Source organism: Kitasatospora sp. NPDC087271 (genome assembly GCF_044744605.1).
Classification (GTDB): Bacteria; Actinomycetota; Actinomycetes; order Streptomycetales; family Streptomycetaceae; genus Kitasatospora.
This window is the reverse complement of sequence record NZ_JBIUYQ010000013.1, coordinates 90849-103893: the sequence shown is the minus strand read 5'-3', so window position 1 is coordinate 103893 and position 13045 is coordinate 90849. Positions and strand designations below refer to the sequence as shown.

The window sequence follows — 13045 nt, the reverse complement described above, 5'->3', positions numbered from 1 at the left end:
CCGGCCCGCTCAGCGCGGCGCGACGACCACCGCGAGCAGCCCCGGCCCGACGTGCGCGCCGATCACCGCCCCCACCTCGCCCACGTACAGCTCCCGCAGCCCCGGCACCCGGGCCCGCAGCCGCTCCGCGAGCGGCTCCGCCCGTTCCTCGGCCGCCAGGTGGTGCACGGTGATGTCGACCTCCCCGCCCCCCGACCGCTCGACCGCGATCTCCTCCAAGCGCGCGATCGCCCGCGACGCGGTGCGCACCTTCTCCAGCGGTTCGATCCGCCCCCCGTCCAGGTGCAGCAGCGGCTTGACCGCCAGCGCCGACCCGAGCAGCGCCCGCGCCGCGCCGATCCGGCCGCCCCTGCGCAGGTGCTCCAGGGTGTCGACGTAGAAGAACCCGCTGGTCACGGCCGCCCGCCGGGTGGCGGCCTCGGCCGCCGCCGCCAGGTCCCGCCCGTCCGCGATCGCCTCGGCCGCCGCCAGCACCGCGTATCCGAGGGCCATGCCGACCAGTCGGCTGTCCACCACCCGCACGGGTACCGGAGCCTCGGCGGCCGCCAGCCGGGCGGCCTCCACCGTGCCGGACAGCTCGCCGGAGATGTGCACCGAGACGATGCCCTTCGCCCCGGCCTCGGCGGCGGCCCGATAGGCGGCGGCGAAGGCCTCGGGGTTCGGTCGGGAGGTCGTCACCCGCTGCTTGTCGCGCAGCGCCTCGGCGACGTCCTTGGGGGAGATCTCAACGCCTTCGCACAGGACCGCGTCACCGACCGCGACGCTCAGCGGGACCACCGTGATCCCGTACCGGTCGAGGGTCTCCTGCGGCAGGTAGGCCGTGGAGTCGGTGACAAGTGCGAGGTCAGAGGGCATGAGGCGGAGATTACTCCCCGTTCGTCCGGGAGGACAGCGCCCGGGTGCGAACCCCGAAGGGCCCCGAGGGCGCCGCCGGGACAAGCACGCGGCACCCGCCGAAACACGGCCGCAGCACCCGACGCGGGGTGCTCAGCCCGCCGTGGGCCCCGCCGACGGCTTCCGCAGCCGCTGGGCCAGTTTGGCCAGCGGGTCGGCGAGCCCGAGCAGTTCCTCCGCGCTCGGGCGCCCCTTCCCGTCCGTCAGCCCGGCCCGCGCAGCACCGCCGGAGGCCGCCCCTGAACGCGTACCCGCAGACGCGGACACGGAGCCAGCGGAGCCAGCGGAGGCAGCGGAACCAGTGGCAGCAGCGGAACCAGCGCCAGCAGCAGAGCCTGCGGAACCGGCGCCGGCAGCGGAGCCACCGGAGGAGGACGCGGACGACGACTCCCCCGAGGTGTCCCAGTGCCGCAGCGCCCCCGCCTCGCTCTCGCACTCCTGGCTGAGCCGGCTCAGCTCGTCGTCCGCGAACCGGTGCATCCGGTCCTGCGCGGCCCAGCGCATGGTCTCCGCAGAGTGGGTGATCCGTTCGGCGCGCTCGCGCAGCTCCGGCAGCTTGGCCGCGATCCGCGCGGTGTCCGGCTCCCGCTCCAGCATCCGCAGTTCGCCGTCGAGTTCGGCGGCGTGCGTGTCGAGCCTGCCGAGCAGGGCGAGGGACTCGCCGAGCTGGCCGTCCTGGGGGAGGCCGCTCTCCAGCACCTGCCGGGTGCCGTCGAGCGAGGTGCGCAGGCCGAGCCGGACGGCGGCGATCTGGCCGGGCGGTCCGACCTTGGTGAAGGTCTTCGCCTTGAGGGTCGCGTTCTCCACGGCACGCCGGGCGTTGGCCTCGTGCCGCCCGATCTTCGTGGCTACGGCCTTCGCCGCCTTGACCGTGCCGACCACGGCCAGGACGAACGCCGCGATCCCGAAGAGCAGGACCAGGCCGATCATCACGCCGAACGCGTCCATCGCGAGCCACCTTCCGCCACCGTTTCGGCCCCCACCGGACCCAACGCGGGCCGTACTGCCGAGGGTTCCACGGTAGCCGCCGGATCGGGCCCGGAGCGGACGGAACGGGCCCGGGCGGCGGAGATCAGGGACAGATCGGGGATCTCCCCGAGGGTTCGCGGGTCCTCCCGGGGCTCCTGGCACGAGCAAGGGCGGGCGTCCCGAAGGACACCCGCCCCAGCAGCCTCAGCCGACCGACTACCAGCCGACCGACCTGAGCCTCGGCCTCTCAGCCTCAGCCTCAGCCTCAGCCGGTAACGATGTTCACCAGCTTCGGCGCCCGCGCGATCACCTTGCGCACCGGTGCCTCGCCGATCGCCGCGACGACGGCCGGGTCGGCCAGCGCCAGCGCCTCCAGCTCGGCGTCCGAGATCGTCGGCGCGACCTCCAGCCGGGCCTTCACCTTGCCCTTGAGCTGCACCACGCAGGTCACCGTCTCGTCCACCACGTACGCCGGGTCGGCGACCGGGTAGTCGGCGTGCGCCAGCGACTCGCCGTGGCCCAGCCGGCGCCACAGCTCCTCGGCGATGTGCGGGGCCAGCGGTGCGACGATCAGGACCAGTTGCTCGGCCACGGCGCGCGGCGTGGAACCGCGCTTGACCAGGTAGTTGTTCAGCTCGATCGCCTTGGCGACGGCCGTGTTGAACCGCAGCCCGGCCATGTCGCCGCGGATGCCGTCGATCGCCTTGTGCAGGGCACGCAGCGTCGCCTCGTCCGGCTCCTCCTCGGTGACGACCAGGTCGCCGGTGGCCTCCGAGACGACGTTGCGCCACAGCCGCTGCAGGAAGCGGTACGAGCCGACGACGGCGCGGGTGTCCCAGGGGCGGGAGACGTCCAGCGGGCCCATGGACATCTCGTACAGGCGCAGCGTGTCGGCGCCGTACTCGTCGGCGATCTCGTCGGGCGCGACGGCGTTCTTCAGGGACTTGCCCATCTTGCCGGCCTCGCGCTTGACGGCCTCGCCCTGCCAGAAGTACTGGCCGTCGCGCTCCTCGACCTCGGCGGCGGGCACCGGGAAGCCTCGCTCGTCGCGGTAGACGTCGGCGGTGATCATGCCCTGGTTGAACAGCTTGTGGAACGGCTCGACGGACGAGACGTGGCCCAGGTCGTGCAGCACCTTGTGCCAGAAGCGCGCGTACAGCAGGTGCAGCACGGCGTGCTCGGCACCGCCGACGTACAGGTCGGCGCCGCCGGCCGGCTTGGTGGCCGTGGGGCCCAGCCAGTACTTCTCGCTGGCCGGGTCGACGACCGCCGAGGAGTTCGACGGGTCGACGTAGCGCAGCTCGTACCAGCACGAACCCGCCCAGTTGGGCATGGTGTTGGTCTCGCGCCGGTACGTGCGGACGCCGTCGCCCAGGTCCAGTTCGACGTTGACCCAGGCCTCGTTGCGCGACAGCGGGGTCTTCGGCGAGGAGGTGGCGTCGTACGGGTCGTAGGTGTGCGGCGAGTAGTCCTCGACCTCGGGGACCTCGACCGGCAGCATCGACTCGGGCAGGGCGTGCATGACGCCGTCCTCGTCGTAGACGATCGGGAAGGGCTCGCCCCAGTACCGCTGGCGGCTGAACAGCCAGTCCCGCAGGCGGTAGTTGACGGTGCCCTCGCCGATGCCGCGCTCGGCCAGCCAGGCGGTGACGGCGGCCTTGGCGTCGACGACGCTCAGCCCGTCCAGCGTCAGCCCGTCCCGGGAGGAGTTGACGATGACGGAGTCGTAGGTGTCGAAGGCGTCGTCCCAGGCGGCCGGGTCCTCGCCGCGCCCGTCGGTGGGCTGGACGACGCAGCGCATCGGCAGCGCGAAGGCGCGGGCGAAGGCGAAGTCGCGGTGGTCGTGGGCGGGGACGGCCATGATGGCGCCGGTGCCGTAGCCCATCAGCACGTAGTCGGCGATGAACACCGGGACGGACGCGCCGCTGACCGGGTTCACGGCGTAGGCGCCGGTGAAGACGCCGGTCTTGACCTTGGCCTCGACCTGCCGCTCGACGTCCGACTTGGCGGCGGCGGTGGCCCGGTAGGCGGCGACGGCCTCGGCGGGGGTGGCGGCGGCGCCGGTCCACTCGGCGGGCACGTCCGCGGGCCAGGCGGCCGGGACGATCGAGTCGACCAGGCCGTGCTCGGGGGCCAGCACCATGTAGGTGGCGCCGAACAGGGTGTCGGGCCGGGTGGTGAAGACGGTGATCTTCTCATCGGAGCCGACGGCGAAGTCGACCCGGGCGCCCTCGGAGCGACCGATCCAGTTGCGCTGCTGCAGCTTGATGGCCTCGGGCCAGTCCAGCAGGTCCAGGTCGGAGATCAGGCGGTCGGAGTACGCGGTGATGCGCATCATCCACTGGCGCAGGTTGGACTTGAACACCGGGAAGTTGCCGCGCTCGGAGCGGCCGTCCGCGGTGACCTCCTCGTTGGCCAGGACGGTGCCCAGGCCGGGGCACCAGTTGACCGGCACCTCCTTGGAGTACGCCAGCCGGTACTCGCCCAGCAGTTCGTCGCGCTCGGCGGCGGACAGGTCGGCCCACGGGCGCCCGTCCGGGGTCGGCTTCGCGCCGGACTCGAACCGGGCGATCAGCTCGGCGATCGGCCGGGCCCCGCCGGCCTGCTCGTCGTACCAGGAGTTGAAGATCTGCAGGAAGATCCACTGGGTCCAGCGGTAGTACTCCGGGTCGATCGTGGAGATCGAGCGACGCGGGTCGTGGCCCAGGCCCAGCCGGCGCAGCTGCTGGCGCATGTTGGCGATGTTGGCCTCGGTGGAGACCCGCGGGTGGGTGCCGGTCTGCACCGCGTACTGCTCGGCGGGCAGGCCGAACGCGTCGTAGCCCAGCGTGTGCAGCACGTTGTGGCCGGTCATCCGCTGGTAGCGGGCGTAGACGTCGGTGGCGATGTAGCCCAGCGGGTGGCCGACGTGCAGGCCCGCGCCCGAGGGGTACGGGAACATGTCCATGATGAAGCTGTGCGGCTTCGCGGCGACGTCACCGGCCTCCGGGTCGGCCAGCGCACCGGCGGGGTTGGGGGCGTTGAAGGTGCCCTCCTTCTCCCAGAGGTCCTGCCAGCGGGACTCGATCTCCGCCGCCAGCGCGGCGCTGTACCGGAACGGCTCGGTCGCGGTCCCGGCCGTGCCGGACGCAGGGGTCGTCTCGCTCATGGTCCTTCAAGCTCCATCGATGTCAGTTGGCGAACCGCGCACACGGCCGGCCCGTGAACGGGGGCGGAAAACAAAAAATCCCCTCGCAGGAGGGGACGCCACGCCGACTCCGGCACCGCCCGAGGGCGTAACCGGTCCTGGTCAGCGCGGCCGGCTAAGGAGCAGGCGCACGGTTCGCATGGGCTCAGGGTACCGCAAGCAGATCAGCGCGCTCCCGGGTATCCACCGGGGCCCGACGGCCCCGGGCCCGCCCCCGCACGGGCCTCACCGCCCCGCCGACGCCGCCGCCCGCGTCGCCGCGTCGAAGTCGCGCAGCGCCCGTGCCAGCCGCTCGGACTGCATGCCCGCCGCGAGCGCCCGGGCGAGCGACGCGGTGCGGGCGGCCTCCCGCTGGTCGCCGAGGCGCCGGTGGGTCTCGGCGAGGCGGACCATCAGCAGCGCCTTGGACCGCCCGCGGCCGGCCCCCAGCCCGGCGACGGCCTCGGCGAGCAGCGCCTTGGCCATCCGGTGCTGGCCGAGTGCCAGCCGCCCCTCCCCCACCATCCCGGCGAGTTCGGCGCGGGCCGCCTCCGTGCCGGGCACGCCGTCGAGTTCGGCGAAGGCCCGGGCGGCGGCGGCCTCGGCCTGCTCGGCCTCGCCCCGGCGGCCGTGCGCGCGGGCGATCCGGCCGAGTTGCCGGGCCCGGCCGGCGGGGCTCAGTACGGAGCCGTGCCGGGCCAGGGCCGTGTTGAGCGCGGCGACGGCGTCCAGGCCGCGCCCGCCGGCGCCCTGGGTGGCGAGCACCACCAGGCCGCCGAGCACGGCGACGCCGAGCCGGGCGTCGCCGCTGACGTGGGCGGCCCGCAGGGCGGCGACGAAGGCGCGCTGGGCGGCCGCGTCGTGGCCGAGGTCGTACGCGGCCCAGCCGGCCAGCCGGGCGAGCCGGCTGGCCGTGCCGTACAGCTCGCGGCCGACCCGTTCGTCGTAGGCGCCGAGTTCCAACAGCTTGGCCAGCATGGCGAGTTCGGCCCGGGTGGGGCCGAGGACGAGTCCGCCGCCGCAGGAGCGTTCGAGCCGCTGCTTGCTGCGGTAGGACAGGCCGAGGTCGCCGACGAGGCCGGGGTCGATGCGCAGCGCCCCTTCGCCGCCCCCGACGGGCGGGGGCGGGGAGGCGAGCCGTTCGGCGGCCTGGTCGAGGTCGGCGCCGCGGAAGAGGTCGGTGAGGCGGACGGGCCCGGCGTCGGTGGCGGCCTCGCGCAGCGCGGTCTGGGCGGTGTCGGCGGTCCACGGGTCGGTGAGCAGCCGGGGCGAGAGGATCTTGGCGCCGCGGTGGCCGCCCATCCGGCCCCAGAGCTGTTCGTAGGTGACGGCGATGCCGAGGGTGCGGCTGAGCACTTCGCAGACGGTCTGGTCGTGCGGGCTGCGCGGCACCATGCCGCGGTCGCGCCACTTGTAGGGGGCGGTGGAGCTGATGGCCAGGCCTGGAGGCAGGGCGAGGCTCACCTCGCGGGCGAGCCGTTCCGGACTCCAGCCGAGTTGGTGCAGTATCCGGGCCAGTTCCTCGTTCCGCCTTCTCTCCAGATCGGCCATGGAACGACGGTAGCGGTCTTTCCCGCCGTTCCGCCGGTGGCATGCGCAGAACGCCGAAGGGCCGCCTCCCATTTCGGGAGGCGGCCCTCGACTGCTGTGGAGCTACGGGGAATTGAACCCCGGACCTCTTGCATGCCATGCAAGCGCTCTACCAACTGAGCTACAGCCCCTTGACCTGCGATGTCACCGGGGGCTTTCGACCGTTTCCGTCCGGTTTCCCTCGGCGACATCGCCTACTTTACACGGTCCCGGGGGTGCTCCACGAATCCGTTCCCGGGGGCCCGCGTTCCCACTCCCCCAGGCCCGCGCTCGCCCTCCCCGGAGCCCGTGCTGCCGCCCCCGGGGCCCGCGCCCCACCCCGGAGGCGGCCCGGCAACGCGAGAGGCCGCCACCCGGTGGGTGACGGCCTCTCAACTGCTGTGGAGCTACGGGGAATTGAACCCCGGACCTCTTGCATGCCATGCAAGCGCTCTACCAACTGAGCTACAGCCCCGCGACACGGGCGCTCCTGATCGAACAGGAGCGCTGGTGCGGAGTGGAGCTATGGGGAATTGAACCCCAGACCTCTTGCATGCCATGCAAGCGCTCTACCAACTGAGCTATAGCCCCGCAGTCGTCGGATCTCCCGCTTCCCTTCCGGGCCGCGTTCCTTCCCTGCGAACGAGGAAAACTCTAGCTGGTCAGGCCCGGAACTGCGAAATCCGCCCCCCGCGGAGCCCCTGCAAGCCCCCTGCGAAGCCCCTGCACGCCCCTGGCGAGCCCCTGCGTGCCCGCAACCCAGCCCAGCCAGCCCAGCCCCACCCCGCGACGCGCCCGTCGCTCAGGTGTCGTCGCCGATGACCGGCTGCGGGAGCGTGCCCGCGTTGTGCTCCAGCAGGCGCCAGCCGCGCGCGCCCTGCCCGAGCACCGACCAGCAGCAGTTGGACAGGCCGCCGAAGCACTCCCACTGGACCGGGTCCAGGTCCAGCAGCCGCCCGAGCATGGTGCGGATGGTGCCGCCGTGGCTGACCACCACCAGCGTCCCGTCCTCCGGCAGCTTGTCGACGGCCTCCAGCACGACCGGCACCGAGCGGTCGGCGACCTCGGTGGCCAGTTCGCCGCCGCCGCGCCGCACCGGCTCGCCGGCCGCCCAGGCCGCGTACTCCTCCGGGAAGCGGTCGCGGATCTCGGCGTTGGTCAGGCCCTGCCAGGAGCCCGCGTAGGTCTCCCGCAGGCCCTCGTGGTGCTGCACGTCGAGGCCGGTGACCTTGGCCAGTTCCTCGGCCGTGCGCTTGGCCCGGGTGAGGTCGGAGGAGATCAGCAGGTCGGGGCGCAGGCCGGAGAGCAGCCGGGCCGCCCGCTGGGCCTGGAGGACGCCCTGACCGGTCAGTTCGATGTCCGTGGTGCCCTGGAAGCGGGACTCCAGGTTCCACGAGGTCTGGCCGTGGCGCCAGAAGACGACGCGCGGCCCCCGCCCGTCCCGGCTCAGTGCAGGTCCTCGGGCTTGCCGAAGTCGTCGGCCGGGGCGACGACGTTGCCGGCCTCGTCGGTGTGGGCGTCGGGCCGGTTGCGCGTGGCCAGGGCGTCCTCGGGCAGCGGCAGCTCGGGGCAGTCCTTCCAGAGGCGGTCCAGCGAGTAGAAGGAGCGCTCCTCGGAGTGCTGGACGTGCACGACGATGTCCAGGTAGTCGAGCAGGATCCAGCGGCCGTCGCGCTCGCCCTCGCGGCGCACCGGCTTGATGTCCAGCTGCTCGCGCAGCTGGTCCTCGATCTCCTCGGCGATCGACCGGACCTGGCGGTCGTTGTTGGCGGAGGCGATCAGGAAGGCGTCGGTGATCGACAGCACCTCGCTGACGTCGAAGGCGATGATGTTGTGCGCGAGCTTGTCGGCCGCCGCCTGCGCGGCGACGGTGATGAGCTGCTGGCTGTGGTCGGTGACGGTCACGGTGTTCTTCCGGCTCGGCGGCTTGGGGGCGACCCCCGGCTCCTGGCCGGGGGTCGCCTTCCAGGATCTCACGCCGCCCGGGCGGCCCCGGAACGCTTTTCCGGGGCCGCCCGGGCCGGAGGCCGCGGCCTACTGGCTCTTCGGCGGCTGGTAGTCCTTGCCGAGCACGACCACCAGGTCCGCGTTCTGGGCGTCGCCGACCTTCTTCACCGCCGTGTCCGGCAGTCCGAGGCTGATCGCCAGCGACTTCGCCGCGGCCTGCCGGGCGTCGTCGGTGTAGCGGATCTCACTGGCGGCCTGCGCGGCGGCCTTGGAGCCGCCGGGCAGGAAGGTCAGGCCGGAGTTCACGATCTGGACCTGTGCGGCGGCCGCCGCCTGGTCGTTGCCGGTGGCGTCCTGGAGCGAGACCCGGGCGGGGGCGTCGGCGGAGGCCGCGGACTTCACGGTGCCGCCGAGCACGTCCTTGACCTGCTTGCCGGCGGTGGCGTCGTCCAGGCCGCCGTCCGGTTTGACGGTCAGCGCGGTGGTGCCGAGGTGGCCGTCCTTCGCCTGCTGGGCGAGCTGGGCGAGCACCCCGGCGAGGGCGTCCTCGGGCAGCGAGGGGTCGAGCACCGCGTTCATCCGGTGCACGTCGTCCTTGGCGTCCTTGAACTCGGTGGGCATGGTGCGCACCACGGCGTCCATCACCTGTCCGAACCGGGCCAGTTGGGCGTCCCGGTTCTCGCCGGACGCCTGGAGGGTGGCGTAGGCGACCGCGGCCTTCCCGTTCAGCAGGGTGTTCTTGCCGGCCGCGGACAGCAGCTTGCCGTCCGGCTTTCCGCCCTCGTGGGTCTCCGCGTTGGTGTCCACCCGGACGCCGCCGAGCTGGGAGACCAGCATCTCCAGGTAGGGGGTGTCCAGCCGCCAGGTGCCCGCGACCGGGGCGCCGAGCACGGTGGACAGGCCGTCGCGGGTCGCGGAGGCGCCGATGCTGTCCATGGCCTGGCCGACGGTGGTGACCGGCGGGTCGCCGGGGCCGGGCAGCCGCAGGGTGTCGGGCAGCAGGAGCACGGTGCCCTTCTTCCCGGTGGAGTCGTTGACGAGCAGCGCGCTGGAGACCTTGCCCTGGAGGTCGCGCAGGTGGACCACGTTGACCTGGCGCGGACCGGCCGCGCTCGCCGCGGTCTGCTTGTCGCCGGTGAACCAGAGGTAGCCGCCGGTGCCGGCCGCCGCGAGCGCCACCACCACGCCGAGGCCGATCAGCCGGTTGCGCAGCCGGCGGCGGCGCTCGGCGCGCACCTCGCTGCGGGACTCGGCGAACTTCAGCCAGTCGATGACGTCCTCGGACTCCTCCTCCTCGTCGACGAAGGTGAACTCGTCCGTGGGGTAGTCGTCCTTGGCGGCCTTGCCGCCGGACTTGCCGCCGGACTTCCCGGCCCGGGCCCCGCCGACCAGTTCGGACGGCGGCTCGGGCTTGGCGCCCGCCGCCTCGGCGGCGGGCCGGGGCACGCGCGGGCGCGGCGGCGCGGGAGCGACGGGCGCGGGCGCGACGACGGCCTCGGGCTCGACCGCCGCCTGTGCACCCGCCGCCGGCGCGGCCGGGTAGGCCTGCTGCTGGTAGCCGCCCCCGGCCTCCGGCCCGGGCGACCCCCATCCGCCGTACGCCGGGTCCTGGTAGCCGTAGCCCCCCTGCTGCTGGTACGCCTGCACGGGCTGCCCGTACTGGTCGTACTGCTGGTCGTACTGCTGCGGGGGCTGCTGGTGCGCCTGGTAGGGCTGCTGCTCCTGGTAGCCGCCGTACGGGTCCGCCGTGTACACCGGCTGCCCGTACTGGTCGTACTGCTGCTGGTCGTACTGCTGCTGCGGAGGTTGTTCAGGCTGCTGCTGGTAGCCCTGGTACTGCTGGTACTGCCCGGTCGACCAGTCCTCCGGCTGCTGCTGGTGCCGCTGGCCTCCGCCGCTTCGCTCGGTCACGCCCGCTCCTGGTCAGGTCCGGTGCGGCGCGTAGAGCGCCCGCTTGTCGATGTAGCGGACCACGCCGTCCGGGACGAGGTACCAGACCGGTTCGCCCTTGGCGACCCGGTTGCGGCAGTCCGTGGAGGAGATGGCCAGCGCGGGGACCTCGACCAGGGAGACCCCGCCCACCGGGAGACCGGCGTCCGACAGGGTGTGTCCCGGGCGGGTGCACCCGATGAAGTGCGCGAGCGAGAAGAGCTCGTCGGAGTCGCGCCAGGAGAGGATCTGGGCGAGCGCGTCGGCGCCGGTGATGAAGAAGAGGTCGGCGTCCGGGTGCTGCGAGCGCAGGTCGCGCAGGGTGTCGACGGTGTACGTCGGGCCCTCGCGGTCGATGTCGATCCGGCTGACCGAGAACTGCGGGTTCTCGGCGGTGGCGATGACCGTCATCAGGTAGCGGTCCTCGGCCGGGGTGACGTGGCGGTCGCTCTTCTGCCACGGCTGCCCGGTCGGCACGAAGATCACCTCGTCCAGGTGGAACGCGCTCGCCACCTCGCTGGCGGCGACCAGGTGGCCGTGGTGGATCGGGTCGAAGGTGCCGCCCATCACCCCGAGGCGCTTCTTCACCGGTTCCGGTCCGCCGGGATTCCCGGCCTGCTCTCCCATGCCGCCACACCTTACGCGACGCCCGTTACGGTGCGGGAACGCCCGGGTGGGGGTTGTCCGAAGACGCGTGAGGGAGCGGCCGGCCGGTACGCCGGACGCTCCCCGAGCGGCCCCGGAAGGCGGCTCAGCGGTCCCGGTTGAAGCGGGTGGTCACGAAGAGCAGGAGCGCCAGGATGAACAGTGCGGCGCCACCCGTCAGGTACGGGTTCAGGCTCTCGTGGTTGCCCCCCTCGCTCTCGGCGAGCAGGTTCAGGACGGGGAGTGCGGCGGCAGTGTTCATGGTCGGCGGGACCTTCTCGGCTCGGGTGAACGGACCAGGGGTTCTTCCGGGCCGGTGAAGGCCCACCTGTCATCGTACGGGGGCTTACCCGGCAACCGCTCGGCGGCCCACCGCCGCTGACCGGGCGTGAGCCTGAACCGGGGCGGCGGTGCTCAGTTGCCGCGGAAGGCCCGCGCCATGATCCAGACCAGCAGGCCGACGCCGACGAACGACGCCACCACGATGATCCGCAGGAACAGGCCCGGGCCGGCCTCGTTGGAGATGGGCGCGGCCAGGCTGACAAGCGCGTCGGTGGACATCTGCGGGGCTCCTCGAACTGCTCGGTACCGGGGCCGGGTCCGGTCTCGGTTCTCCAGGGCATTCAGGGTAGACCGGCCTCACACCGGCGGCGCCCACCGGCCCCTGCGGCGTGGCCCGGCCCGCGCGTACGCTGGCCGCGGGGACGAGTACGCAACCGCGGACGTTGCAAGGACAGTCGTTGCAGGCGTAGACCAGCGGGGGCCGGCCGCCGGGCCGGGGCCGCCGTCGACCAGGAGGTACTCAGACCATGACCGACCCGACCGCGAAGACCCCGAGCCGACGCCGCCAGCGCTTCCCCGACATCTCCACCCGCGCCTGGGAGCACCCCGCGGACCGTTCCGCCCTGGTCGCCCTGCGCAAGCTCACCGGCTTCGACGACGTCCTGAGGAAGCTCGCCGGGCTGGTGTCCGAGCGCTCGATCCGGCTGATGTTCCTGGCCACCGCCGTGAAGACCTCCGAGCGCCAGTTCCCCGAGCTGTACGACATGGTGCGCGACGCCGCCTACGTGCTCGACCTGGAGCAGGTCCCGGACCTGTACGTCACCCAGGACCCGACGGTCAACGCGTACTGCATCGGCATCGACACCCCGATCATCGTGATCACCAGCGGCCTGATCGAGCTGCTCGACGAGGAGGAGCTGCGCTCGGTCATCGGCCACGAGGTCGGCCACGCGATGTCCGGCCACGCGGTCTACCGGACGATGCTGATGATCCTCACCAACATCGCCACCCGGGTCGCCTGGGTGCCGCTCGGCAACCTGGCGATCATGGCGATCGTCACCGCGCTCAAGGAGTGGTTCCGCAAGGCGGAGCTGTCCAGCGACCGGGCCGGCCTGCTCGCCGGGCAGGACGTCCAGGCGTCCATGCGCGCCCTGATGAAACTGGCCGGCGGGCACAACCTGGCCGAACTGAACGTCGACGCCTTCCTGGAGCAGGCCGAGGAGTACGACAAGGCCGGCGACCTGCGCGACGGCGTGCTCAAGCTGCTCCAACTGCTGCCGCAGAGCCACCCGTTCGCGGTGGTACGGGTCGCCCAGCTGAAGAAGTGGGCGGAGAGCGACGAGTACCGCTCGATCCTGGCCGGCGCCTACCCGCGTCGCACCGACGACCCGGACACCTCGGTCGGCGAGCAGTGGAAGGCCGCCGCCGACCACTACACGACCTCGGTGAAGGAGAGCAAGGACCCGCTGATGGGCCTGATCCGCGACGTGGCCGGCGGCGCCGCGACCGTCGGCGGCAAGCTCCGCGACACCTTCGCCGACACGTTCACCGGCGGCTCCCGCGGCGGCTCCGCCACCCGCGAGGACGGCCGCACCGACCGGGGCGAGCGCACCGACGGCTGACCCGCCGCACCCGAAACCGACG

At 72.9% G+C, this 13045-nt stretch carries 11 protein-coding genes and 3 tRNA genes; 1 reads left to right on the top strand and 13 read right to left on the bottom strand.

Going from position 1 to position 13045, the window contains the following annotated elements; translation table 11 throughout:
- Nucleotides 1-9: 9 nt before the first annotated feature.
- The 13 genes from ACIO9K_RS22360 to ACIO9K_RS22300 all read right to left on the bottom strand — a co-directional run bounded on the left by ACIO9K_RS22360 (nt 10) and on the right by ACIO9K_RS22300 (nt 11680).
- A complete protein-coding gene (locus tag ACIO9K_RS22360; protein WP_363620261.1) occupies nt 10-855 on the bottom strand; it encodes a DegV family protein in 846 nt (281 codons plus the stop codon).
- Between the two features lie 132 nt (nt 856-987).
- Nucleotides 988-1842: a hypothetical protein gene (locus ACIO9K_RS22355; RefSeq protein ID WP_400332320.1), complete on the bottom strand. Its 855-nt coding sequence runs from the start codon at nt 1840-1842 to the stop codon at nt 988-990.
- Between the two features lie 286 nt (nt 1843-2128).
- Entirely contained in the window at nt 2129-5011 is a 2883-nt protein-coding gene (gene leuS, locus ACIO9K_RS22350; RefSeq protein WP_400332317.1) for a leucine--tRNA ligase, read from the bottom strand.
- Between the two features lie 264 nt (nt 5012-5275).
- Complete coding sequence (locus tag ACIO9K_RS22345; protein ID WP_350878238.1) at nt 5276-6580, bottom strand: hypothetical protein; 1305 nt, start codon at nt 6578-6580, stop codon at nt 5276-5278.
- A 97-nt stretch (nt 6581-6677) separates the two neighbouring features.
- Nucleotides 6678-6750: transfer RNA gene (locus tag ACIO9K_RS22340), tRNA-Ala, on the bottom strand.
- A 250-nt stretch (nt 6751-7000) separates the two neighbouring features.
- Nucleotides 7001-7073 (bottom strand) — tRNA-Ala (locus ACIO9K_RS22335).
- Between the two features lie 43 nt (nt 7074-7116).
- Nucleotides 7117-7189, bottom strand: a tRNA-Ala gene (locus tag ACIO9K_RS22330).
- A gap of 211 nt (nt 7190-7400) precedes the next feature.
- Complete coding sequence (locus ACIO9K_RS22325; RefSeq protein ID WP_350878282.1) at nt 7401-8048, bottom strand: histidine phosphatase family protein; 648 nt, start codon at nt 8046-8048, stop codon at nt 7401-7403.
- A complete protein-coding gene (gene rsfS / locus ACIO9K_RS22320; RefSeq protein ID WP_063347541.1) occupies nt 8045-8503 on the bottom strand; it encodes a ribosome silencing factor in 459 nt (152 codons plus the stop codon). Before rsfS ends, ACIO9K_RS22325 begins: the two co-directional genes overlap by 4 nt.
- A 129-nt stretch (nt 8504-8632) precedes the next feature.
- Nucleotides 8633-10456, bottom strand: a complete 1824-nt coding sequence (locus ACIO9K_RS22315; protein WP_400332313.1) for an LCP family protein — start codon at nt 10454-10456, stop codon at nt 8633-8635.
- 12 nt (nt 10457-10468) lie between these two features.
- Nucleotides 10469-11101 (bottom strand): nicotinate-nucleotide adenylyltransferase, encoded by a 633-nt coding sequence (nadD, locus tag ACIO9K_RS22310; RefSeq protein WP_363586407.1) that lies wholly within the window; start codon nt 11099-11101, stop codon nt 10469-10471.
- 124 nt (nt 11102-11225) lie between these two features.
- Nucleotides 11226-11381 (bottom strand): hypothetical protein, encoded by a 156-nt coding sequence (locus ACIO9K_RS22305; RefSeq protein ID WP_167745857.1) that lies wholly within the window; start codon nt 11379-11381, stop codon nt 11226-11228.
- A 152-nt stretch (nt 11382-11533) separates the two neighbouring features.
- The gene (locus ACIO9K_RS22300; RefSeq protein WP_159398425.1) at nt 11534-11680 is read right to left on the bottom strand and encodes a hypothetical protein; all 147 of its coding nucleotides are present in this window, start codon (nt 11678-11680) and stop codon (nt 11534-11536) included.
- Between the two features lie 248 nt (nt 11681-11928).
- On the opposite strand from ACIO9K_RS22300, the gene ACIO9K_RS22295 reads away from it, so the two are divergent.
- Complete coding sequence (locus tag ACIO9K_RS22295; RefSeq protein WP_063347544.1) at nt 11929-13023, top strand: M48 family metallopeptidase; 1095 nt, start codon at nt 11929-11931, stop codon at nt 13021-13023.
- Nucleotides 13024-13045: the final 22 nt, after the last annotated feature.